The organism is Pseudobutyrivibrio ruminis HUN009, from assembly GCF_000703005.1.
In the GTDB taxonomy this organism is placed as follows: domain Bacteria; phylum Bacillota; class Clostridia; order Lachnospirales; family Lachnospiraceae; genus Pseudobutyrivibrio; species Pseudobutyrivibrio ruminis_A.
This window is the reverse complement of sequence record NZ_JNLH01000001.1, coordinates 640,475-665,864: the sequence shown is the minus strand read 5'-3', so window position 1 is coordinate 665,864 and position 25,390 is coordinate 640,475. Positions and strand designations below refer to the sequence as shown.

20 protein-coding genes are annotated in these 25,390 nt (G+C 39.3%); 17 read left to right on the top strand and 3 right to left on the bottom strand.

Annotation, left to right across the window (positions count from 1 at the left end; all coding sequences use genetic code 11):
- The first annotated feature begins 166 nt into the window (after positions 1-166).
- The 16 genes from flgM to BO15_RS0102890 all read left to right on the top strand — a co-directional run bounded on the left by flgM (position 167) and on the right by BO15_RS0102890 (position 19,306).
- Entirely contained in the window at positions 167-448 is a 282-nt protein-coding gene (gene flgM / locus BO15_RS0102965) for a flagellar biosynthesis anti-sigma factor FlgM (protein ID WP_033152224.1), read from the top strand.
- Positions 449-465: 17 nt separating this feature from the next.
- The gene (locus BO15_RS0102960; RefSeq protein ID WP_052169743.1) at positions 466-978 is read left to right on the top strand and encodes a flagellar protein FlgN; all 513 of its coding nucleotides are present in this window, start codon (positions 466-468) and stop codon (positions 976-978) included.
- A gap of 46 nt (positions 979-1,024) precedes the next feature.
- Positions 1,025-2,842, top strand: coding sequence for a flagellar hook-associated protein FlgK (gene flgK, locus BO15_RS0102955; protein ID WP_033152222.1), 1,818 nt, complete (start codon positions 1,025-1,027; stop codon positions 2,840-2,842).
- A 20-nt stretch (positions 2,843-2,862) separates the two neighbouring features.
- Positions 2,863-4,749, top strand: a complete 1,887-nt coding sequence (flgK, locus tag BO15_RS0102950; protein WP_033152221.1) for a flagellar hook-associated protein FlgK — start codon at positions 2,863-2,865, stop codon at positions 4,747-4,749.
- A gap of 138 nt (positions 4,750-4,887) precedes the next feature.
- Positions 4,888-6,519: a hypothetical protein gene (locus BO15_RS0102945; protein WP_033152218.1), complete on the top strand. Its 1,632-nt coding sequence runs from the start codon at positions 4,888-4,890 to the stop codon at positions 6,517-6,519.
- A gap of 16 nt (positions 6,520-6,535) precedes the next feature.
- On the top strand, positions 6,536-6,988 hold the full coding sequence (gene fliW / locus BO15_RS0102940) for a flagellar assembly protein FliW (RefSeq protein ID WP_033152217.1): 453 nt from the start codon (positions 6,536-6,538) through the stop codon (positions 6,986-6,988).
- A 2-nt stretch (positions 6,989-6,990) separates the two neighbouring features.
- A complete protein-coding gene (gene csrA / locus BO15_RS0102935) occupies positions 6,991-7,212 on the top strand; it encodes a carbon storage regulator CsrA (RefSeq protein ID WP_033152215.1) in 222 nt (73 codons plus the stop codon).
- 210 nt (positions 7,213-7,422) lie between these two features.
- A complete protein-coding gene (locus BO15_RS13025) occupies positions 7,423-7,821 on the top strand; it encodes a helix-turn-helix domain-containing protein (protein ID WP_052169742.1) in 399 nt (132 codons plus the stop codon).
- A 677-nt stretch (positions 7,822-8,498) separates the two neighbouring features.
- Entirely contained in the window at positions 8,499-8,924 is a 426-nt protein-coding gene (locus tag BO15_RS13465; RefSeq protein ID WP_081828537.1) for a flagellar protein FlaG, read from the top strand.
- Positions 8,925-8,935: 11 nt separating this feature from the next.
- Positions 8,936-11,422, top strand: a complete 2,487-nt coding sequence (gene fliD / locus BO15_RS0102920; protein WP_033152213.1) for a flagellar filament capping protein FliD — start codon at positions 8,936-8,938, stop codon at positions 11,420-11,422.
- A gap of 40 nt (positions 11,423-11,462) precedes the next feature.
- The gene (gene fliS, locus BO15_RS0102915; protein ID WP_033152210.1) at positions 11,463-11,876 is read left to right on the top strand and encodes a flagellar export chaperone FliS; all 414 of its coding nucleotides are present in this window, start codon (positions 11,463-11,465) and stop codon (positions 11,874-11,876) included.
- Positions 11,877-11,960: 84 nt separating this feature from the next.
- Positions 11,961-12,443, top strand: coding sequence for a hypothetical protein (locus BO15_RS0102910; RefSeq protein WP_052169741.1), 483 nt, complete (start codon positions 11,961-11,963; stop codon positions 12,441-12,443).
- Positions 12,444-13,945: 1,502 nt separating this feature from the next.
- Complete coding sequence (locus BO15_RS0102905) at positions 13,946-15,427, top strand: flagellin (RefSeq protein ID WP_033152208.1); 1,482 nt, start codon at positions 13,946-13,948, stop codon at positions 15,425-15,427.
- Positions 15,428-15,570: 143 nt separating this feature from the next.
- Positions 15,571-16,068, top strand: coding sequence for a hypothetical protein (locus BO15_RS0102900; RefSeq protein WP_033152206.1), 498 nt, complete (start codon positions 15,571-15,573; stop codon positions 16,066-16,068).
- 62 nt (positions 16,069-16,130) lie between these two features.
- Complete coding sequence (locus BO15_RS13020) at positions 16,131-17,996, top strand: glycosyltransferase (RefSeq protein WP_052169740.1); 1,866 nt, start codon at positions 16,131-16,133, stop codon at positions 17,994-17,996.
- A gap of 155 nt (positions 17,997-18,151) precedes the next feature.
- Positions 18,152-19,306, top strand: coding sequence for a CgeB family protein (locus BO15_RS0102890; protein ID WP_033152205.1), 1,155 nt, complete (start codon positions 18,152-18,154; stop codon positions 19,304-19,306).
- A gap of 124 nt (positions 19,307-19,430) precedes the next feature.
- Here BO15_RS0102890 and BO15_RS0102885 read toward each other — a convergent pair whose 3' ends face one another.
- Positions 19,431-20,708, bottom strand: coding sequence for a hypothetical protein (locus BO15_RS0102885; RefSeq protein WP_033152204.1), 1,278 nt, complete (start codon positions 20,706-20,708; stop codon positions 19,431-19,433).
- A 481-nt stretch (positions 20,709-21,189) separates the two neighbouring features.
- Here BO15_RS0102885 and BO15_RS13015 point away from each other — a divergent pair, with 481 nt between their 5' ends.
- The gene (locus BO15_RS13015) at positions 21,190-23,208 is read left to right on the top strand and encodes a right-handed parallel beta-helix repeat-containing protein (protein ID WP_052169739.1); all 2,019 of its coding nucleotides are present in this window, start codon (positions 21,190-21,192) and stop codon (positions 23,206-23,208) included.
- 458 nt (positions 23,209-23,666) lie between these two features.
- Here the strand turns inward: BO15_RS13015 and BO15_RS13010 are convergent, their stop codons facing one another.
- Complete coding sequence (locus tag BO15_RS13010) at positions 23,667-24,194, bottom strand: serine O-acetyltransferase (RefSeq protein WP_052169738.1); 528 nt, start codon at positions 24,192-24,194, stop codon at positions 23,667-23,669.
- Positions 24,195-24,247: 53 nt separating this feature from the next.
- Positions 24,248-25,390, bottom strand: a complete 1,143-nt coding sequence (locus BO15_RS0102870) for a glycosyltransferase (protein WP_033152202.1) — start codon at positions 25,388-25,390, stop codon at positions 24,248-24,250.

The window sequence follows — 25,390 nt, the reverse complement described above, 5'->3', positions numbered from 1 at the left end:
GGGGCGGCGGGCCAAGTGCGATTTTTTCAGAAAAATTTGAAAAAAATTTAAAAATGCTCTAAAGTTTTGGTTGGGAGTACCGATAAATGAGTTGTAAAGAAAAGTGTATCTAGAATTAATGTGACATAAAACGACGTAAACACAGGGAGGAAAGGAGTGTGGCGATATGCGTATAGAGGCTTACAACCAGGTAGCTCAGCTCTATCAGACATCAAACACTAAAAACACATCACAGGCTGCAAAAACAAACAGCATGGGTCGCGATGAGGTTCAGATTTCATCTACTGGTCGTGATTTTAATGTTGCAAAGGCAGCAGTATCTGAGGCTTCAGATATCAGAGAAGATCTTGTAGCTGACATTAAGGCTAGAATTAAGGCTGGCACTTATGAAGTTAGCACAGAGGACTTTGCTGATAAGCTTATGTCTCAGTTTGGTTCTATTCTTTAGTTTTGTGAGGGAAAAGCGTGGCTAGTTTACTGGATGAATTGATCCTAACTATGGATGGTGAAAGGTCGAAATATGAAAAGTTAATTAATCTTAATGGAGAAAAGAAGGATTCTATTATCCATAAGAAGCTTGACGTACTTGAAGCTATTACCATTCAGGAGCAGGCCATTGCAGACTCCCTGCTTAAACTGGAGGATAAACGCGCCCATTTATTGAGGAGTATTGCTTCGGTAATGGGGCATGATGGTGAGCAGGTTACTGTTTCATGGATGATAAATAATCTGGCTAACCAACCTGTAGAGCAGGAAAGACTTACTGTAGCACGAGATCAATTGGTGAAGGTTGCTGATGAAGTTCAGGTGCTGAATTTTCAGACTCAGAACTTGCTGAAGCAGGCAATTGAAATGGTGGAGTTTGACATTACTCTTATTAAGAGTGTGAAACAGGCACCACAGACAGCAAATTATGGAAAAGATGCTACAACTACAGGCGAAATATTAGGTAATATACGATTTGATGCTAAACAGTAGGAAAAGGATGTCCTTAAAGTTTTAGTAAGACTTTGGAGGATAGACTATGGCTAATAGTTTTGGAAGCTTATATGTTGGGGCATCAGGCCTACAGTCAGCATCACATGGATTAAATACAACTGCAAACAACCTTTCAAACGTAAATACTGAAGGGTATGTACGTGAGCAGGTTGTTTACGAAGACAGAGATTATAGAAAAATAGGAAACGCATCGGTCAGCAAACAGTACGCTGGCCTTGGTGTGCAGGTAGGAACAATCGTCCACGCTCGCGATATCTTTTTAGATAAAGCATATCGCTCAGAGAATGGACGATATTCTTTTTATAGCGCTAGTTCAGAAGCAGTGCAGGAAGTTCAGACTCAGCTTCAGGAGACTCAGGGCGAAGCTTTTAGACAAGCAATTGCCGATTTTGAAGAGGCATTTGAAGAGTTCGCCAAGGATCCTTCTGATACAGTTTATCAGAATCTTGTATTGCAGAAGGCTAGTCTTTTTTTGTCTAGAGCTCAGGCTGTAGAGGATGGATTTGAAGATTATCAGACTATTATAAATTCAAAGATTACAGAGGATTTAAATACAATCAATGATATAGGAAAGAAGATAGTCGATTTAAATAAAAGAATACAGGCAATCGAAGCTGCCGGTGTTGAAAAGGCCATGGATCTTCGAGATACCAGAGATTTGCTGTTGGATAAGCTTTCCGGCTTAACAAAAATGAGCTATAGAGAAGATTACAACGGTATAGTTCATGTGGATATTGAGGGCGTGGAGTTTATCGATGAGAACAATTTTTATGAAGTCGGTATTTTAAGGGATAAAAAGACAGGATTTGTCACACCATACTGGCCTCAGCTTTCAGATATTGTAAGTAAGGAAGATGAGTCTCTTAACACATATTATCCTATCTTCAACTTAGGAAATATTAGTGCAGAAAGAGATACAGATAAAGGTGAAATCAAAGCACTTCTTCTTGCAAGAGGAGACAGCTGGAGTAACTACCTTGGCTATTGTGATTCCGAAGGAAATCAAATATCATCCGCTGATTATGAAGATGGAATCTCAAATTCTATCATGATGAATTCAGAAGCAGAGCTTGATACATTGATTCATAGATTGGTTACAGAAATCAATGATTTATATAGCCCACTTACATCAATGTCAGCTGCACTTGGAAACGTTTCAAATGTTTCTTACTCATATGTAGATGAAAATGGCAACCAGGTTGACGTAAACCCTACTGCAGATGAATGGAAAAAAGTAAGAGTTCTAGATGAAGCAAACTGTTCAGTGGGTTCTGATGGAGAACTTCCACCACGTGAGCTTTTTGTTAGAAACGGTTGCTCTAGATATACAGTGGCGACAGTTACATACACTGACGAGAACAATGTAGCTCAGACTAAGCAGGTTTACCTTTACAATGAGGAAGATTTAACCGACACAGCAAAATGCTATACTCTTAAATCTTTGACAGTTAACGAGGATTTAATAAAACAGGAATCATACATTCCAAACAAGGTATATAAGGATCAAACACAGGTAGATATGAAACTTGGTCAGAACCTTAGTGCTATTTGGAATAGGACAGATTTTAACTTAAATCCTAGCGATACAACACCATGTGGATACAACGGATTCTATGTGAAATGGATTGGTGAAATCGCAAATACAGGTAGCGTATACTCTACTACCGAAAAATCATTGGAAGGTACAAAAGAAGAAATCGAATTTAGCCGACAGGGTGTTATCGGCGTATCTTCAGATGAAGAACTAACAATAATGATTAAATATCAGTCAGCTTACAATGCAGCTAGCCGATATATAAACGTAGTAAATGAAATGATAGAACATCTGCTTACATCTTTGTAAAGCAGGAAAGGAAATAGCTTATGTCATCAACATTCTTTGGATTGACAATTGCATCTTCTGGATTAAATACAGCTCAGGCTCAGATTAATACAACTGCAAACAATATCTCTAATGTAAACACTAATGGATATAGTAAGCAGGTTGTAAACACTGTTGCAGCATCAGCGCTTCGAGTTTACCAGGCATATGGCACAACTGGTACAGGTGTTGAGGTTGAGTCCGTAACTCAGAGCCGTGATGCGTACTATGACGAGAAATACTGGAATAATAGTACAGCGTTGGGCTTCTATGAGAAAAAGCAGTATTACATGAATCAGATTCAGGATTACTACAACGAGACAAACAAGGATTCAGGATTTACAACTATTTATACAAAAATGTTTAACGCCATGAGCTCCCTTCAGGGAAGCCCTGGTGATGATACAGTTAGAAAGCAGTTCATTTCTACAGCAAAGCAGCTTACAGAATACTTTAATCAGTTATCAACAAAGCTTCAGGATTTACAGAATTCTATCAACGATGAAATAAAGACAGCAGTGGATGATATAAATGCTGTTTCAGAAAAGGTTGCTATCCTTACAAAGCAGATTAATGTAATCGAGCAGGGCGGTGGACATGCAAATGAACTCCGTGACCAGAGAGCGCTTTTAATTGATAAGCTTTCTAAAATTGTTGATGTTTCAGTTAAAGAAACACCAGTTACAAACACTAATAATCCTGATATGTATACAGGTGCAACCTATTATCAGGTATACATCAACGGTCAGCAGCTTGTAGATACATACGAATACAACAGACTTAGTGTAGTATCCAGACAACCAGACGAGATGTTCAATCAGTCAGATATTGATGGATTATATGAAATCGTTTGGGAAGAAGATGGAAATAAATTCAATGCCACACCTAGTTCAAGCGGCGGCGAGTTAAAGGCAATGTTTGAGGTTCGTGATGGAAATAATAATGAAAACTTGCATGCAAACGTTCAGTCTGCAACTGCAACCTCTATTACTGTAACAAACCTTAGCATTACAGATATAAATGAATTCAACATGCCAAACAAGGGCCAGATAAGCACAAACAATATGTTGTTTAGCTATCAGAGCTTTGATTTTACTACAGATTCTAAAGGCAATGTAGTTTCAATTACTTTTAATTTAGATACTGAGGATGCTATTACAGCCGATGTAGCCGCTACATTAACAGGTCGTTCACTTCAGGTTGGAGATGATGTGGATTACATGGGTATTCCTTATTATCAAAATCAGATGAATCTGTTCCTTAGAAGTTTCTGTCAGAAATTCAATCAGATTGAGCAGAGCGGTGTTGATTTAGATGGAAATGACATGACAGCATTCTTTATTGCAAAGGATGATATAAATTCTATCATCGAACATCAGATGAGAGAAGAGTTGGTGGACAAAGTATTAGACGCAAATGGAAATGTTGTATCTACTACTGGCAAAACATTTACAAATGCTGAAGAGACATATTATCTGATGACAGCGGGTAATGTATCTATCATTAAGGAAACAGATAAGGATGCAAGAAAATTTGCAACCACAGTTAAGGAGAATTACACATCAGGTGTTGATGCAGCTGATCTTGTTGTACAGCTTCAGAGGCTTCAAAGTAAGCAGACAATTTTCAGAGGAGGCGGTGGTGATGCCTTTCTTCGATGTATTTATGCAGACGTAACTATCGATACGCAGGAGTGCCAGATTTTTACAACAAACTTTACAAACATCCAGTCATCAATTTCTCAGCAGAGAATGTCAGTTTCTGGTGTTGATGAAGATGAAGAGGCTTTGGACTTAATCAAGTTCCAAAACGCATACAACCTGGCATCTAAATGTATTTCCGTATTTTCCGAAATATATGATAGGTTGATACTTAATACGGGTGTTTAGTAATCCGAATGAATAGAACAATTTAAGTTTTTCAATGAGTTAGTAGTTATCAAGCTATCATGTTACTCAAGTGAAACATGTGTTGAACTGAGTAATATGATGCTTGAGAACGTAACTAACGGACTAGAGGTAAGTATTATGAGAGTAACTAATAAGATGATAATGAACAATTCAGCTTCGAATATTAATAGCGCGAAAGAGGTAGTCAACACTAGAAATAAGCAGATGACATCTCAGAAGAGAATTGACAAGCCATCAGATGATCCTGTAATCGCAGTTCGCTCGCTGAGACTTTCAACAACATTATCACAGGTATCACAGTATTATTCAAAGAACATCCCTGATGCAAATCAGTGGCTTGATATTACTGAGACTGCTCTCATTAATATCAAAGATGTTGCTACAGACTGCAAGACAATCTGCGTAGGCGGTTCTACTGATTCTTACAACAGCCAGAGTGATAGAAAGACTATGCTTACTCAGCTTGAATCTCTTCAGAAGGCTCTCTTTGCAGAAGGTAATGCAGACTATGCAAACCGTACAGTTTTCACGGGATACAGAACAAACTCAAATCTTACATTTACAGAAGACGAGATGAAGACAAAATATCGAATCGACCAGACTCTTAGCATTGAGGATTTAATGGAAGAGCACAGATATTATTCTGGAAATGTAGTTGTTCCTACAACAGAGGCAGAGGTTATTGCACCAAAGGATAATGCAACTCTGATTTCGGATATTACTGAGACAGACTATTACAGACTTCGCCTTAACTACAAGGATATAGATTCTGTAAATAGTATTAATATAAAGTACGAGGGCAATACCACAGATACACCTGATATATCTTTTGCGTTTACAGAAACAAACGGAGTATACAATGACGATACTTCCGGTGGAGCGTTAACATCCAATGGTTTTTCATTGAGGGTATACGAGAATGAAACTGATTGGGCTAATGCAGATATAACCGATAAGGTAAAGAAGGTTGACGATAACGAAATAGTTTTTATTAGAGAAACAGGCGATATTATTTTTGGTGATACTGTTGCATCTACATTAAAGACTAACAAAGCTGAGCTTGCAGTTCAGTACGATAAGACAGGATTCAAAGAGGGACAGCTTCGTCCAGAGTATTACTACAACTGCACCAAGATGAAAGACAGCACGGGCGCAGAGCTTACATCCAACAATGAATACACAAAATTCGATGCAAATGGAAAAGTAATCCACTTTGATATCGAATATACAATAGCTGCAAATCAGACTATCGCAATTAATACAGAGGCTTCAGATGTATTTGACAGCTCTCTTCAGCGCGACCTTGATGAGATGATGAATGCGGTTCAAAGAGTTATCTCTGCATACGATAAATTAGATACAATCAAGAATATGAAGAGTGAAACTCAGTACGCTTCCGACGAGGATCAGGAGTGGCTTAATAAGTGGGAAGACGCAGCTCAGAAGGAATATGATTACTATAATAACAATATGAGAAAACTTTTTGACTCAGAAATAGGCAATATTAAGTCATATTGTGATAAAATAACATTAGCTTTAACTGATTTGGGTTGTAAGGAGCAGTCTTTAAGCCTCACAAAGGTTCGAGTAGGTGATCAAAGAGAGACTGTTCAGCAGTTACAGACAGAGAATGATGATGTAGATCTATCCCAAATCATCATCGACTACACAGCAGCTTACACCGCATATCAGGCTTCGCTCACCGCAGCAGGAAAGCTGGGTGATTCGACATTACTAAATTACATCTAAAAAAGGAGAAGGGATAATGCAGGTAAAAACTAGACTGTTCGGCGAAATTGAAATTGCAGAAGAAAAAATCATCAATCTCATCCATGGTCTTATTGGTTTCCCAGACATGAAGAGATACACACTCATTTTCGACGAAGAGAAGAAAGACAAAGGTAATATCATGTGGCTTCAGTCACTTGATGAGACAGACTTTGCTATGCCAGTAATGCTGCCTCATGTGGTTAAGCCAGACTATGCACCTGAGCTCAACGTTGATGCACTTGAGCAGCTTGGAGAGCTCACAGCAGAAAATACTTACATACTTGTCACAGTCAGAGTACCAAAGAACCCTAAGGAAGCATCGATTAATCTTAAGGCACCTATCATCATCAATACAGACACAAACATCGGTGACCAGATTATCATCGAGGGCAATGAGCCAGTACGCTACCTTATTCATGACGCAATACATGGAAAGGATGGTGAGTAACGATGTTGGCATTAACAAGAAAAACAGGCGACGCTATCATGATCAACAACAACATCGAGATTACAGTCCTTGAGGTTCGCGGTGATCAGGTAAAGATCGGTATTTCAGCTCCAAAGGAAGTATCAATCTACAGAAAAGAAGTATACTTAGAAATTCAAAAAGAAAACGAGGAAGCACAGGCAATCAGCATGGACGACCTGGAAGCACTCAAAAATTTACTTTAGTAAGGATAAATCCAGCAACTGCGGTTGCTGGATTTTTTTAAAGGAAATTTCTCCTGCGGAGAAATTTTTATTAAATAAGGTCAAAATATATCATTCTACCAAAAGTAGAGTGACAAAAATGAAAACTTGGTACATTATAAAGGCATAGTTTCTTGCTGGTAGTTTCCTGTAAATCAGCAAAAGGGCATAATGATTGAAGGAGGGGGATATATGGATTGCAATGAGTTTGGTATGTTAATACGTGAAAGCAGATTAAAAAAGAGTATGACGCAAAAGGACTTAGCAAAAATTGTAAATGTGTCAGATAAGGCAGTGTCAAAATGGGAAAGAGGAGAATGCTTTCCAGATATTAATCTTTTTGAATCACTTTCGGAAGCTTTAGATGTTTCAATCGATAAGCTGATGCTACAGCCCGATGAGCATAAGAAAAGCAAAAATAGTGTTAAGCGAATAGTTGCTGTAGTTTTATGGGTTATACTAGGAATTACTTTATGCATAGTATATCTAATGCTTCCAGTGGGTGTGTATGTAAAGCGTATTAGTATTTTTTTTATCGTGTGTAGTTATTTGGCGGTTTTCGCCATATTAGTTCATTCATTCAATCATTGATGAGAGTAATGTGTAATCTCTCAATATATGCCTGAATTTTTAAGTGAAAAATTATTATGGATGTTTTTCACTTAAAAAGTCGTAGTGCGGTTAAGTTTATTCTAGAAAAATATAAATAAACTTAAAATAGGTTAAATAATTTGAATTAAAGTTAAGTTTATTTTTGGCAAGTGTTTTTTCACTTAAATAATCATGGGATTGAGTTAAGTGAATATGACATTTTTCAGAATAAACTTAAGTAGCCTAAGAATTGGGACTGAAAAGTTAAGTGAATTTAAAGATAATTATAAATCCACTTAACGGCAAGTTGGACTTTTAAGTGGAAATAATCCAAATAGAAAATACACTTAACTTTCACCCGAGAATTATATAAGTGAAATTTGAAAATGATGTAATTCACTTAACTCACGCCCCATGTCGCCAGCAAAACATTAAAAACCTCATCAAAGAGCCACCCCAAAGGCTATCCAAAAGTCCATCAATTGAAAACACACATCAGAACATCATCATTTTTTTCTAAGAAAAAAGAAAAATTTTTAAATTCTCTATAAACTTTAATATCTCACAGGTCGATATAGCAATTAGAAAACTAATAATTTCCCATGGTACAAGGATGTATATTGTCCAAACGGAGTTTAGAATGGGACTAAATTCTCTTGGGCGTAAGGAGGAAAACAATGAAAATAGGCGAAGTAAGTAGTGCAGTTAGCAACTACCAGGGACAGGGAAGTTCAGCAAAAGCGGCGCCAGCACAAGCAGTGCAAAAAGATAATGCTATAGTTGATTTTTCAGCTGCTGTAAAAGAAAGCAAAGCTGCTGAATTAGAGAATAGAAATTATTCTACACACCCTGAATTTGAAGAAGAGGAGAACTCTTCTAAACAGGCAACTTCTTCATTAAAAGAAGCTGTAGAAAAGATTAACGCCGCACAAGGAAATGCGGAGGCTGTATTTGGTATCCATGAGGGAACAAATCGCGTAATGATTAAGATGGTCGACAAGAGGACAAAGGAAGTCATTAAGGAATTCCCAGCAGAGGAAACACTTGACCTTATTGCAAAGGCTTGGGAGCTTGCGGGAATCATGGTCGATGAGAAGAGATAGGAGGTAGGGTTATGCCTATTAGATTATCTGGTTTGGCTTCGGGCTTAGATACCGAAGCGATTGTAGGTGCCCTCGTATCTGCATACAGTTATAAGAAAGACAAATATGTAAAGGCGCAGACAAAGCTCTCATGGAAACAGGAAGCTTGGAGCACCCTTAATAGTAAAGTTTATAGTTTGTATACTGACGTTGGTAACATGCGTTATTCATCAAACTATTCAGCAAAAAAGACTACAGTTAGCGATACTTCTAAGGCTACAGCAACAGCCAGTGGTACCGCTATTAATGGTACCCAGACACTTAAAATTTCAGAGCTTGCAAAGACTGCATTTATAACAGGAGCGGAACTTGATGGTACAGTCAAAGGAAATTCAACTATGATTTCCCTTGGTATCAAAAATGAAAGTGCAGTAGATAAAGCAAGCATTTCTGTTAGAACTGGTAATAAGGTTACAAATATTGATCTAGACAGTTCTATGACAGTGAATCAGTTTGTAAACAAATTGAACGACGCTGGAGTTATTGCTAACTTTGACGAGAAAAATCAGCGATTCTTCATTAGTTCAAAGACATCTGGTGAAGAAGGCGACTTCTCGATATCAGCAAACAGCTCGCAGGGTCTAAATGCATTGAATAAATTGGGATTGCTGTCTGATGAGGAAGTTACAAGTATTACAAACTCATCTGATAGCAAGAATTTGGCGAAAAAACTGTATGAGTTTACACCAGATGGAAGTTACTACGATTTAACGGAAACAAAGAGTCTTTTGAAAAGCATAAAAGACTATAAGACTAATGATGCAGCTACTTATACAGATGCGCAAAAGGCAGAATTTGATAGTTTTGTTACATATATAGAAGCCAACGCTACAGCATTTGGTGCAGTAGACTGGGCAACTATATCTGATGATGATCTTTCTAGCCTGGCAACTAAGCTTTACAATTCAGCAACATACGATACTACTGGTACAAAGAGTACAGCTATCACAAGAACACTTACATTCACGGTTGGCGAGGATGAAGATAAAAAGGAATATACCTTCGCAAAGAACTTGGCTGAGTGGAAAGAAACATTGGCTGGATTAGCTGATAGCACAGATGAAGAGTCTACAGCTCTTAAGGAATACTTAAGCAAGACATTTGCTAATGAAGTATACAAAACTGAAACTACAGATGCAGGTATTGCAGTTATAAAGTATGGAACAGATGGAGAAATTGACTGGGCGGATATTGCAGCAGATGAAGACAAAATGTCTGCACTTGCCAAGCAGATTTACTCTAAATCAACATATAATCTGTCCAATGACTCAACATATCGTGAGATTTCGAAAGCAGTAAACGCAATTCGAGATGGTTATGTTGCTGTAGCAGAAGCAAAGGCTCTTCCAACATCAAATTCTGAAGAAGCTGCAATTAGAGCAGCAAAGCTGGAAGCTGCTCAGGCTCAGCTTGATGAAGCATTGGCTGATCCTACAAATCAGAAATGGAAAGAATATATTGAGGCGAACTTTGGCGCGAAAAACTCAGAGTATGATTCAAGCTATAGTAATTTCTGGATACAGAGTGACAACCTCGAATTAACACAGAGTGTATTCTATCGAGTTGATTTGGCAGCGAATGTAGCTGCAGGAAATATCACTGTAGACAATTCGAAGACTGCAACAAAAGTTAAAGGTCAGGATGCAAGTATCGAATTAAACGGCGTTACTTATACATCCAATACAAATTCAATTACTGTAAATGGCCTTACAATTGAGGCGATGGCGAAGACTCCAGATGAAATATCTGTCACAGTTGCAAATGATACAGATGCTCTCTATGATAAGGTGAAGGATTTCCTTACTTCATATAACAACTTGATGAATGAGATGCAGAAGCTTTACAATGCAGATTCGGCAAAAGACTACGAGCCACTTACAGATGATGAAAAGGCTGAAATGTCTGAGACAGAAATCGAGAAGTGGGAGCAGAAGATTAAGGATTCACTTCTTCGTAGAGATACAAGTTTGAACGGTATCATTTCTGCAATGACAATGTCAATGATGCAGGTGTACGAGGTAAATGGTGAGAAATTATCATGGTCCGTATTTGGTGTTCATACTCTTGGAACATTAAATGCTGAAAAGAACGAGGGCTATGCATACCATATTGATGGCGACTCTGAAGACAGCAAGACATCTGGTAATGAAGAAAAACTTCGTGCAGCATTAGCATCAGACCCAGACCGAGTTATTGAATTCTTGAAGCAGGTAACATCTGGCCTATACAAGTCGCTGGATGAAAAGATGAAATCTACAGCAGTTAAATCTGTTTACACTGTTTACAATGACAAGGAAATGGCATCTGAGTACTCAAACTACAGTTCATTGATTAAAACATGGACTGATCGAGTTCAGGACATGGAAGATGCTTATTATAAGAAATTTGCAGCAATGGAGTCTGCATTGGCTACATTACAAAGCAATTCTTCTTCAATATCATCACTATTAGGTGGTTGATAGTAAGTATATACAATATTAGATTTTTGGAGGCGATACTATGACACCAACAAATGGTTATGATGCGTACGCAAAAAACAGAATACTTACAGCTAGCCCTGCTGAGTTAACATTGATGCTATATGAAGGAGCAATCAAGTTTTGTAACATAGCAATCGTAGCTTGCGAGAATCACGATATTGAAAAAGCGCACATCAATATAAGAAAGACAGATAGAATTATCGAAGAGTTTGAATTAACTCTCGATGAAAAATATCCAGTGGCAAAGGATTTTCATGCAGTGTATACTTATCTTAGGAGCTGCTTGAGACATGCCATGATCACCAAGGATGCAGCACAGCTCGAGGAAGTGCTTAAGCACCTTCGAACAATGCGCGATACTTGGAAGGATGTAATGAAGCTTACCGCCAATGGAAAAAAGCTTGACGGATCTTCAACAAATATTGCAGGTTAAAGGATGGCCCCTCACACGAGGGGCTGTCTTTATGTGGAGGGTAAGCTATGCACTTGCGCTCGAGATAAAGTCTAGGAGGGAACAATGGATAACAGAGATTACGTAATAATGCTTAGAGAGTCGCTGGAAAAGAAGGCAGATATTCTTAGAGTTCTTCTTATTAGAAACAAGGAACAGGAAGCCATTTTAAAAGATCCTAATTCCACTCCAGACGATTTAGAGAAAAACATGAACATGAAGGCTGAGCTTATCGATAGAATAGTGATGCTTGATGATGGCTTTCAGCAGTTGTTCAACAGAGTAAAGACTATCCTTGATGATGACAGAGCTGCTTATGCAGATGAAATCAAGCTGATGCAGGAGCTCATCAAAAAGGTTACAGACCTTACAGCTGACGTAGAGGCTACAGAATATCGAAACAAAGAGTACGCCAAAACACGCTTCGCAAATGTAAAAAAAGAAGCCCGTGAAATCAAAAGATCCGGCGATGTTGTCAGCTCATACTATAAGCACATGATGAGTCCACAAACCACCGCTGACCCAGCTTTTTTGGATAAGAAAAAATAAATATAGATTTTTGTTTTTCATCAGAAAAACAGAAATCGTAAATACCAAGAAAATAGATTCATCTATTTTCTTGTCCTGCAAAGCAGGATTCTTGCTGACAATTTCATTTTCTGTCGTGGTAATAGGCATAGATATCTGGTTAAGATTACTCTGTCATCCTGTTAAAGCTGATTGAAATGAAGAATGTAGCTCATTCCGGAGAGGAAGCTTGGCAAAGGAAGCTAGGTTGAGAAAAGAATAGGCATAGATACTTGGTTAAGACTATTCTGTCACCCTGGTGAGAGAAAAAGTTAAGTGAAAATCTCAAATTTTTAGGCTTCACTTAAAAACTGAGGGAGCTGTTAAGTTTATATAAGAAAAAATGAAATAAACTTAAAACTAGTTAAATGATTTGAGACAAAGTTAAGTTTATTATGGAGATTAGGATTTTCACTTAATAAAATGTGATATGTGGTTAAGTTTATTTCTATTTTTGTAGAATAAACTTAACTTCACTTCAAATCAAAACAAAAAAGTTAAGTGGAATTATATAAATCATATATAAACTTAACAGCAAGTTACGCTTTTAAGTGGAGATTAAGTAGATTTGAAATCCACTTAACTTTTTGTCGAATTCTATATAAGTGAAAATGAGGAATTATCAAATTCACTTAACTCGATCACTTTTTATCAGAGTGAGCCATCTGTTAGAGACAATGTGTATGCCATGTTCTGTAAAAAGTTAAGTGCATTTCAAAGAAAGGTATATAAAGCTTACTTTTTTTCGAAAAAGATGAGTGTATCTAGGCGGAAGAGCAGAAACACTTATAGGAATTTACATACTATAAAAAGAAGTTGAGTGGTTTTCATGAAAAGCAGAAATAAGCTTATCCTATACTATGGCATAGTTAAGTGTTTCCTGTAGGGATTGATAAAGCACCCATATCTATATAAGTGTTTTATCAACTGCAGTAGAATTCCACTTAAATATTCCAATAAAAAGTAAGCTTTTTCAGTATGTGGGATAATTACGCTTAACTATTGGAACAAACAGGTAAGTGTCTTAAGGAGAAAATACAATATCACGCAACAATTTATCTCTAAAAACCCCCTGAATCCATCTCAAATTTCCTCTCTAATCACCGCCAATTAACCTGCAAATTATGAGAATATAATAGATTTTATGGCAAATTTTACAAAAACTTTGTTATAAATTTTAACAAAAATAAAAGTCGCAGAAACCCAGTAAAATCAAGGGCTCAGCGACTTTTTTCTATTGCACAAACAATAAGAAAATTGGAACAAAATAAAAATTTTTTTCATAAAGGGGTAAAGTTTTTTTGCCCCAGAACGATAAATAAGGTGTAAGGAACAATTGAACACAAAAACTTTACCTTACAAATCGAATTCGAATCTTTTTAAAAATCAAATTTAATAACCAGGCCAGACACGGATGTTGGGCTATCACAAAAACGGATTTAAATGCTAAACGGATTTAGCAGAATCTCATGGAGGAATTTATTATGGTAGTACAACACAACATGCAGGCAGCTAATGCTTCAAGAACATTGAACATTACAACTGATTCTCAGTCAAAGAGTACAGAGAAGCTTTCATCTGGATATAAAATCAACAGAGCAGCAGATGATGCAGCTGGACTTTCAATTTCTGAGAAAATGAGAAAACAGATTCGTGGTTTGACCCAGGCTTCTACAAACGCATCTGACGGTGTTTCATCAGTACAGACAGCTGAAGGTGCCCTCACAGAAGTTCACGACATGCTTCAGAGAATGAACGAGTTAGCAGTACAGGCAGCTAACGGAACAAACTCAGAGTCAGATCGTGATGATATCCAGAACGAAATTTCACAGCTTACACAGGAAATCGATCGTATCGCTTCTACAACAAAGTTCAATGAGACATTCTTATTAAAGGGTGATATCGGACTTAAGAAGATGTATATTTCAGCACATGATGCAGGTCTTGAAGGTACATTAGTACAGAACACAACAAGAGCTACATTTACAATGGAATCGCTTGAAGCTGGTGAGAAATATACAATCGGTGGTACACAGTACACAATCGGTGCTAAGACAAAGGAAGAGGCAGCAAAGGCTCTTCACCTTGAAGATAAGCATGATGAAGGTGCAGAAGGTACAAAAAATGAGTGGAGCTTAACAGCTGGTGATACAATTTCAATCGATGGAAAGACATATACAATCGTTGATGGATCTACATCAGATGTAGCTAACTCAAAGGTAACAAACGGATACCTTAACAACCTTATCGTTGCAGGATCTACTCTTAAATATAATGGTAACGAAGTAACAATGTTTGCACAGCTTGCAACAGATGGTTCAGGTATTGATAAGGCTAATGCAACACTTATCACAGCATCAGCAGCTTACAACATGGTAGCTATCGAGCTTAAGGCAGCTTCTTCAGTAGGTGCAACAGATGGTGCAGCAGATGTTGATAAATCTGGTAATGCATATACATGGGTAGAAAGAACAGTTGAGCAGACAAATGGTGTTGATACAACTCCTACAAAGACTATCAGCTTCTCTATTACAAAGGGCTTCGTAAACGTACAGAACGCTCTTACACTTAACCTTCATGTTGGTGCTGACGCTGCAATGTCAAACAAGATCAACGTTAACATCGAAGCTATGAACTCTAAGTCAATCGGTATCAACGGACTTAACGTTTCCGATGCAACTGGTAAGGCAGCTACATACGCAATCGACGCTATCGCAGATGCAATCCAGAGAGTTTCAGCACAGCGTGCAGAACTTGGTGCTATCCAGAACAGATTAGAGCACTCTATCAAGAACCTCGACAACGTAGTTGAGAACACAGAAGCAGCAGAATCTCGTATCCGTGATACAGATATGGCTGACCAGATGGTTGAGTACTCAAAGAACAACATCCTTCAGCAGGCTGGACAGTCAATGCTTGCTCAGGCAAATCAGGCTACACAGGGTGTTATGAATCTTCTTCAGTAACCTAAGGTTTGAAAACCATAAATAAAATGTCCCCACCTCTTTCATAGGGGTGGGGATGATTTTAAAAAGAAAAATTGAATAGTAACTTTAAAATCGACTGCAACTCCTTCGAAAGAGGGATTTATAGAATAGAGGTAAGGCGTATGGCATATTTCACAAGAAACAAGATGTTAACAATGGTATTGGAGCTTTACACAGCAAACCATAGATTTGCACAGGGAAGTACAGGCGATGACGCAGCAGATTTACAAGTGCTCATCGGATGTCAGCAAAAAGCCTTAGTATTGGGAGAGTACTTGGAATCCATGGGAATGGATTACTCGGACATCGTTGAAAAGTTTGAAAAGTACTGCAATATGATATACGATATAAGTGAGAACCTTAGAGATACAAATCTTATTATTAGTCATAAAATTGATATCGAAATGGTTCTTAGTGAGATTCTTAGAGAAATCGAAAACAGAATAATCGAAATTAGAAGTATCGATGTATATGACTTCAGAGGCTTGGTTGAAGCACCTGGCGAAAAACTCATTGTTAGCAAAGAAATCAATCGCTTGATTGATAGTTGCCTGGGCAAGGTTGAAGGCCTCGTGGAAGGAGAGGAAATGTACCGACCACTTGTAATTGGAACATATTAATATTAATAAAGTAAGGCTCGTCAAATGACGAGCCTTTTAGTGATTAAAGGGTGGAACAATATATGAACAATAAACCAAAAACTAAATTGCTTACAATATCCCTTCTTTGCTGTGGCAGACCAGATACAACTGAGCGCTGCCTCAAGTCTTTGATGCCAATCAGAGAGGTAATAGATTCAGAAATTCAGGTTGTGGACACAGGCTGCAGCCCTGAAACTAGAGCGGTTATTGAGAAATATGCAGATGAAGTTTTTGAATTTGAATGGTGCAATGATTTTGCTAAGGCTAGAAACTTCCAGTTGGATCAGGCCAACGGCAAAATGTTCTTGTATATCGATGATGATGAGTGGTTCCTAGACTGCAAATACATCATCGAATTTTTTCAACAGCCAGATTGCACAAACTACAATATCGGCGGATATTTCCAGCATAATTATCTCGATTTTGAAGGTAAGGAATACCAAGATATAGAAGTGTGTCGTATGTGCTTGGTAACACCAGAAACTCACTTTGAAGGAAAAATACATGAATATATTTTGCCGGCATCAGGAAATGCTATGTTTATGGAAGCCTATGCGGCGCATTTTGGCTATGTATATGAAACGGAAGAAGACAATATAAAGCATTCTATGCGAAACATCCCATTGATTAAAGAGATGATGGAGGAGGATCCGGATAATCTCCGCTGGCCATATCAGCTTGCGCAGGAGCTGAAAGCCATTAAGCAATATGATGAGATGTTTGATGTATGTGAGAATGCGGTAAAACAATCATTTGAGAAAAATGACACCGAGGATTTGCGCTATAGAGGCAGTTTTGTGTGCGGAATGGCAATAGCTCTCCATCAGGAGGAGAAAGATGATGAGATGATTGCCTTGTATGAAAAAGAGGCGGCAAATCCAACCATAATGGAAGTGCCACTAGCATGCTTGGCTTTTTATGCAGCAGCAGCTTATTTTATAAAGCATGATAACGATAAGTGCCTGGCGGCCTGCAATTACTATTTGAAGATGTGTGAAAAGCTCGCTCATGATAAAGTGGCGATGTATATCCAAGGAGGATTATTCTCCTCTGATACATTTGATACCACAAAAAACAATATGATTTATTGTTATATCATGACCATAGGCCTTGATAACAATGATTACGGTCCGTTGACACGCTATTATAGAAAAATAGCCTGGGAGTCAAAGATTGTTCGTCTGAACCGTGGATTTATCGTAATGCTGCTTAAGAAAAGCTCAGAAGTAGGTTATAAGAAGGAAATAAGAGACGTACTAAATAAATTCTTTACCTCATCTGGCTTCAGGGATATGATTGAAAATCAGATTGATAAATTGGCACCAAATATCAGCGAGCAGGAGCTTGAAAACATAGCGGCGGCCTTCAAAAACACTGATGGTGAGAAGGAAATTCGCCTATATATCGACATTCGCATACTGGAAAAGCAGTTTGCAGAAATCGAATATTGGGATAGGTATGATGAGCTTATTGAAGCCCTCGCAAATTATGGCAACATGACATTGACTTGGCAACAGATGCATGACAGCTGGTTACTTGAAGAGGATGATGACAAGCCATTGAACCACTCTACAAAGCTGGGCCAGGGCTTGCAGCAGTTTATTGGTGAGGCAGATGTGGATGTGACCGCCAGCCTAAAAATTCTCAAGAATCTTTTTGGATTCAGACCAGCCATGACAGGGGCACTTGGTGAGCTGTCGCGCCTGTATACTATGCGCATAAAGATTCGTGACGCTAAGCGTAACGATCCAGATAAATTCAACGAAATGTATAAGCTGGAGGAAACCATTCTGGCTCAAATCGCCGAGCTTGACACAGCCGGTCGCAGCGACGAAGCCGTAGCCACCTACCGCCAACTGGTGGATATCTTACAATCGTCGTTCGGCGTGGAATCATTACATATATAGGACGGGCTCGTAGGGTATTGAGAGTTTACATATTTAGATGAGCTAGTAGACAGCAAGCTCTACTATTTCTCAAGTGAGATATGTTATCGAACGGAGAAATCAGTAGGCTTGTAGGCGTAACTAGCGGACTACAGGGCTAGAGGTATGAGAACAATATGAAGATTTTGATGTATCGCTGGAAAGCATACAATTACAAAGATATAAAGCACACATTTGAGGTGCTAGGCTATGAGGTTGAGGAGGTTTATCAGGACCTCCTTAATTATGATGTGGATGAAGAGTTTGCAGAAAAGCTTAGAGGTCTAATTCAGGCCGGCAATTATGATTTTTTCTTTACTGTAAATTACTTTCCGCTGATTTCAAACGTGTGCCAAGAGCAGGGCCTCCGCTATGTTTGCTGGAGCTGCGATAACCCTCTGATTTCCATGTATCACAAGTCAGTTTTCAACGATGTGAACCGCATTTTCCTGTTTGACCTGACAAATGTAGAGGAATTCCGTGGCATGGGAGTGGAGCATGTCTACCATCTTCCACTAGCCGTAGATTGCAATAGACTTGATTACCTGTTTGGTAACTCCACAGATTTGGAGGCCTACAAAAACGAAATCAGCTTCGTAGGCTCACTCTACGAAAAGAATTCCTACGACAAAATGGAATACACATTGCCCGATTATCTTCGCGGATATTTCGAGGCAACCATGGAGGCTCAGCGGGATTTGATGGGCGTGAATATCATCGACAGAATGCTTACACCAGAGATTCTCATGGAGCTTGAAAACTATTTTGAATTGGAAAAATCTGAGGATTCGCTTTCAGATTTAAACCTAATTTTTTCGGTAACAACCCTTGGCTTCAAAATCGCTGAAAAGCAGCGTAGACGTATCCTTATCGACCTATCAAAGCACCATGACGTTAGCATCTACACCAACTCATTTACCAGGGATTTGCTCCGAGTAAACTATAAGGGCAGCGTCGATTATTGGAGCGAGATGCCAAAGGTATTTAACCAGTCCAAAATCAATCTAAACATGACCATCCCAAATATCAAAAGCGGAGTGCCGCTTCGTGTTTACGATATTTTAGGAGCTGGTGGTTTTTGCCTAACAAATTTCCAGGCGGAGCTGCCAATGTTCTTTGAAAATGAAAAGCATCTGGTTTGGTATTACAACAATGAAGACCTATACGAAAAAGTAGACTTCTATCTAAAGCATGATAGCGAGCGAGAACGTATTGCAGCAGCTGGCCGTGAGTATGTAAGAACGAACTGCACTTACGAAGCTAGAATCAAGGAAATGCTAGAACAGATATGAAAAATCCCCTGTAATTCAAAAGCTCTTAGGTTTCTCAAATGAGACGTGTTGTCGAATTGAGAAACACTAAGGCTTGTGAATGTAACAGGGGATAACACAAAAAGCACTGGGAAACCAGTGCTTTTTATAATCCGTAATTCATCATCATACCAGAGTAAGCGCTTGACGCATATGGTGCGCTAAGAGTCTTTCCAGGATTCTTGTACTCTACAATCGATTTATCTACGTAATTCATCGGATTGATAGAGGCCTTTGATGCGGCTTTTGAAACGGAGTTCTTAAGGTTGTTAAGAGTTTCAAAAGCTGTTTCTTTATTATCGCTATTAATTGCATCGGATAGAACATCTTTGTCTAAGTACAAATGCTGCATCTCATCGCTTTCAATACCAACAGCCTGCAATTGAGCTGCCTGGTTCTTTGCAATAGATGAAATCTCGTTGAACAGAGTACGATTCTGATGAGCATTATTATATTTTAATCCGATGTCCAACATTCCGTTATAGCTATCCAGCAGCTGTGTAATGCCATTTGAAAGAGCTTCAGTATCGTTCATAAGACCGATGCTTACTTCGCCATTGGATGGTTTCTTTAAAACAAGCTCATAGGTCTTGTTTACCGTAAATGTATTGGACAATGACTGATGCGAAACCCCATTCAGCTTGAAATCTGAATTGGAAGGCTGCTGTGTAACATTGTCAATTCCAAGGATGTTCAGCTCTCTCCATGAGATTGATGATGAAATATTAAACAATGTGTTTTCGTCATCTGCGACGCCTGTAGATTTGGAAACAATCTGTATAGCCTTGCTTCCGGCTCTGTCATTTGAAAGCAACTTTGCACTTAAACCTACATCGGAAGTATTAAGCAAACGCACAATCTTATTCTGAACGGTAAGATTGGTTTCGTTCTTATTTACATTGAATTGGAACTCATATGAGTGATTTCTAATGTCCAAATCAAATGAGTACTGGCCTTCCTCGAAATCATGTCCTTCCGAAAGCAGGAAATTACCAGTGTTCACCTGAGGCTTTGCAAGAGCATCTACTTCGATTGTGAAATCCTCAGCACCATCCGCACTATCGCCAACGTAAAGCACATCAACAGAATTTGGATCGGATGAAGATGCAATTCGTTTCTCTAAAACGGAAGAAATATCATCGCCAGCAGATGTCAGATTAGATACTGAAAGAGTCATAGCATTGGCGTGCTCTTTAATATCAATGGCAAACTGACCGATGTCCTCAGAATCATTTATCTTGTACAGAGGAGCTTCTTTGTTCGCTTTAACTATTCTGTTGTAAGTGTCGCGTAGTTCGCTTTTCTTATGAGATTCGTAGCGTGATCCTATGTTATTACCATAGGTCGTCATGAAATAATTATACGCAGCATCAATGCGTGCCATAAGACGCCCCTCCTTTCTTCCTTGAAATTTGAGTCATCGACAATCCTTTGTCTACGCCAGGGCAAAGATTTCGATATTTATAGTTACTATCATAATACCATAAGTCAAACTATTTGAAAACCCCATAGATTTAGAAATATTTTCAGATTATTCACAATATGTAGATGTTGGCTAGCCTAGTACGCCTGTTACGTTCACAAACCTGATGAATTCTTCGCTCGACGACATGTCTCGCTTAAGAATTATCAGAGTTTGTGAACTACAGGCTCATAGAATAATCTCATAAGTAACCTCAGAGCTTGATGCCTACAGACTCATAGGATAATTTAAACATTTAGAAACCAATCACATAATCAACACTTTTTAGTACCGTTAATTTTCACAATGCGGTGTTTAACTATAACACGTAACGCGCTGAGGTTGGAGCGCAGATAAATATTGACCATTGGGGAAACCCGATGCAGATAATGGAGGACATAAAATGAGGAAAAGACTTACTGCATTAATGATGACTGCAGCACTTGCTTGTGGTTCATTGATAGCTTGCGGATCAGATTCCACAACAGCTTATGCCAGTGAAACTATCTACGGAGAGGTAACAGCAGTCAGTGATACGGGATTTACAATCACCGTAGGAACTTATGAAAACAATGAACTTACATTGGGTGAGGAAACAGCAGACGTCACAGTTAGCGACAGCACAACTTACTCTATGGCAATGTCAGGCGGTGGAGAAGCACCAGCAGACGGTGAGGCTCCTACAAAGCCGGAGGATGCAGCAACAGAAGAATCTACAGAAGAGACAACAGATGAGACAACAGAGGAAACAACAGAAGAAACTACAGATGAAGAGACAACAGAAGATACAGAGGATTCTTCAGATGATACAGCAATGACAGAAGCTACTGTAGAAGCAGGCGCTGAGACACCAGCAGATGGCGAAGCTCCTTCAGGAGACAAACCAGACGGTGAAGCACCATCAGGTGACAAGCCAGAGGGCGAGGCTCCATCAGGTGATGGCGAAGCAGCAGAGGGCGAAGCACCATCAGGTGGCGGGGAAGCACCAGCAGATGGTGAGACTCCATCAGGTGACGGGGAAGCACCAGCAGATATGGGCGATGCTCAGACAGAACTTACACTTTCTGATATCGAAGTAGGCACACAGGTTGCAGTTACATTCGACGCAGATGGTAACGTTGAATCAGTAGAAATTCTTGGTGGTACTCAGTCAGCCATGGGTCAGCCAGGTGGAAACATGACATCAGCTTCAGACATTACATACTCAGCATTATATGAGTACAGTGCAGATGAGACTGTAGAGGGCGAGACAATCGCCTCTACAGGCACTGATGAAAATGCAATCCTTGTAACAGATGGTGAAGTTACAGTAAAGGATTCAACAATTACAAGAACTTCAGATGACAGCACAGGTGGCGACAATTCTTCTTTCTATGGAGTTGGCGCCACTTTACTTACAACAGGTGGAACACTTACAGTTGACAATGTGACTATTGACTCAGATGCAGCAGGTGGTGCTGGCGTATTCGCATATGGCGATGGTGTGGCTTATGTATCTAATTCAACAATCACAACACAGCAGAACACATCAGGTGGTATCCACGTTGCAGGTGGCGGTACACTTTACGCTAACGACAACACAGTTGAAACAAACGGCGAATCAGCAGCTGCAATTCGTTCAGATAGAGGTGGCGGAACAATGGTAGTTGATGGTGGTACATACACATCAAATGGTTCTGGCTCACCAGCAGTATACTGTACAGCAGATATCACAATCTCAAATGCAACACTTACAGCAACAGGCGCTGAGGCCGTATGTATCGAAGGTCTCAACTCACTTACACTTACAGATTGCGACTTAACAGGTAACATTCCAACAAGCGAGCAGAATGACTGCGATTGGAACATCATCCTTTACCAGTCAATGTCAGGTGATTCAGAAGTAGGTAACTCTACATTCTCTATGACAGGCGGCAGCATCACTGCAAAGAATGGCGGTATGTTCTACACAACAAATACAGAGTCAACATTCATTCTTGAAAACGTTGATATCACATACGCTGATGAAAATGACTTCTTCCTTAGGGTTACAGGAAATGCAAACCAGAGAGGTTGGGGAACAAGCGGAGAGAACGGAGCACAGTGCTCATTCACAGCTATCAACCAGGAAATGGAAGGCGATATCATCTGGGATACAATCTCAACACTTGATATGGAAATGACAGATGGCTCAGTTCTTACAGGTGCATTCATCGATGATGAGTCAGCTGCAGGAAACGGTGGTGATGGATACGCAAACCTTACAATCGACTCTTCATCTAAGTGGGTTGTAACAGGCGATTCAGTTCTTACATCACTTACAAACAACGGAACAATCGTTGATGAAGACGGAAACACAGTTTCAATCGTTGGTACAGACGGCACTGTATACGTAGAGGGCACAAGCTCATACACAATCACAATATCTGAGTACGCAGACTAACATACCCTAAAAGCACATTTGAATTCTCTTGTGCTTCGGCCAGCCTACGGGCTGGCCTTTTGCTATATATAAGGGACTTTTCCTGATTTTATAGCAGAAATAAGACTGGGGTTGCTATAAGAATTGGAAAAAAGAAGAATATATAGTCACACACAGCAGCTTATGACTATATAAAACAAGAATAACTGAAGATGTATAGTCCTAAAGAGTCAAAATGACTATATATACTAAAACTAATAAAAAGATATAGTCAGAAACAGTCAGATTACAACAAAAATGACTATATATTCCTGCTAACACAGAAATATATAGTCATATCACTACTAAATGCACTATAAAATTCAATAACATGAATAATATATAGTCAGAACAAAAAAAGGAGACTATAAAAGCCGAAAGATATGAAAAAATATAGTCATCCTAGGTTAATACAGCAAAAGTAAAAGCCTGAGCACCGACTATTTACTCACTACGTGCCCTGGATTGCCAACAACAGTGGCTCCGGCAGGCACATCGTGAACAACTACAGCATTGGCTCCAATGCGTGCACCCTTGCCAACGGTGATAGGCCCGATGATTGCGGCACCTGCGCCGATGTCTACGCCGTCCTCGATTACTGGCACGCCGCGGCCGTTTGTGCCTATTACGCAGCCTTGGCGGATTGTGACGCCACTTCCGATGACAGCGTCCACATGAATGACGATGCATGAAAAATGATCAATCATGAACCCAGCCCCAATCTGCTTGATGTGGCTTGGAATATCGATGCCGTATTTAACTGCGACACTATGAAAGCGAAGCCTGGTGATGAAGGCAAGTGGCTTCATCCAGCTATGGGAATTCTGATAGCAGAACTTTCTGTACCAGTAGCTCCAAGCATAGCCAGGCTTCATTTTATAGGCCTTGAAACGACCTATAAAAGTATCATCATTTGAATATCTTAAAAAATCACTTCTGAGTAATTCCTTGTATTCTTTTTTTGTCATAAATTATCTCCAATAATGATTGTTAAACAGCATTGCGACTGCCATCATACCTTCTATTGAAATGATTTGTAAATGTCTAGCAGCTTTCCGCAATACTCATCGATATTATTATATTCTATGGCACGCTTGGTTGCACCAGAAGATTTGTTGGCATATAAATCAGCATCAGTCAAAAGAGATGTGATAGCAGCCACAAATTCATCTTTGCCTTCACAGATGAAGCCACAGCTATCATCCATGATTTTTACTAGTCCGCCGCTATTTGTGCTGACGACAGGAACTCCAAGAGACATAGCTTCTAAAGCGACAAGTCCGAAACCTTCCCATTTTGAAGGCATCATCAAAACCTCTGTGCAAGCCATATAATCATAAGAATTCTTTTTGAATCCCTCTAATACAACCATATCAGAAAGTCTATTATCAACAACAAATTGCTGAAGCTCTGGCATCAACTCGCCGTCCCCAACAATTCGAACTCGCTTAACTAATCCGGCCTCAGCTAACTCTTTAGCAACCTCGAGCACAAGCATAGGATTCTTTTGCTCTGTAAGACGTCCCACAAAAAGCAAATCACTGTCGTAGCTCTGAAACTCGGAAACACTCGAAACCCCGGTGCCATCTGAAACATCAGCCCTAGAACCAACCGAATTGCTGGCTTCAGCTGAAACTCCGGCGCCATCAGCCTCAAAAAGCTCCCTCTTCACCTGAGACTTCACCCCATCCACAGAAAAAGGATTTCCCACGATGGTGATAGGACATTTAATCTTGCTGGTGTAGCGATACTCATCCCTGACAGCATCGGAAACCATTAAAATATGGTCGATATACTTGCAGGCCATCAAATAAGAAATTGTCTTATAATGAAATTTTTGAATCCATGGTGGATTGTTGTGTAGATGGGAAATGATAGGCACGCTGCCTTTAAGCGCAAAAGCGCAGAGAACACTGGCTGTGAAATCGTGGGCGTGAACCACTGTTGGATGAAACTTTTCAACAGCTGCCTTTATTGAAGCAACATCGAGCTTGTTGATGCCGTAGTAATTGTCGTAAAGACCGATAGATTTGAGCTTGTCCTCTATAGGACCATGAGGAGCCATATAAATGAACTCCTCACGATCAGAAAGACCTTTTATAATTTGACAGACAACATTTTCTGCCCCTGAATATATGTTGGATTTGATTACATGTAAAATCAT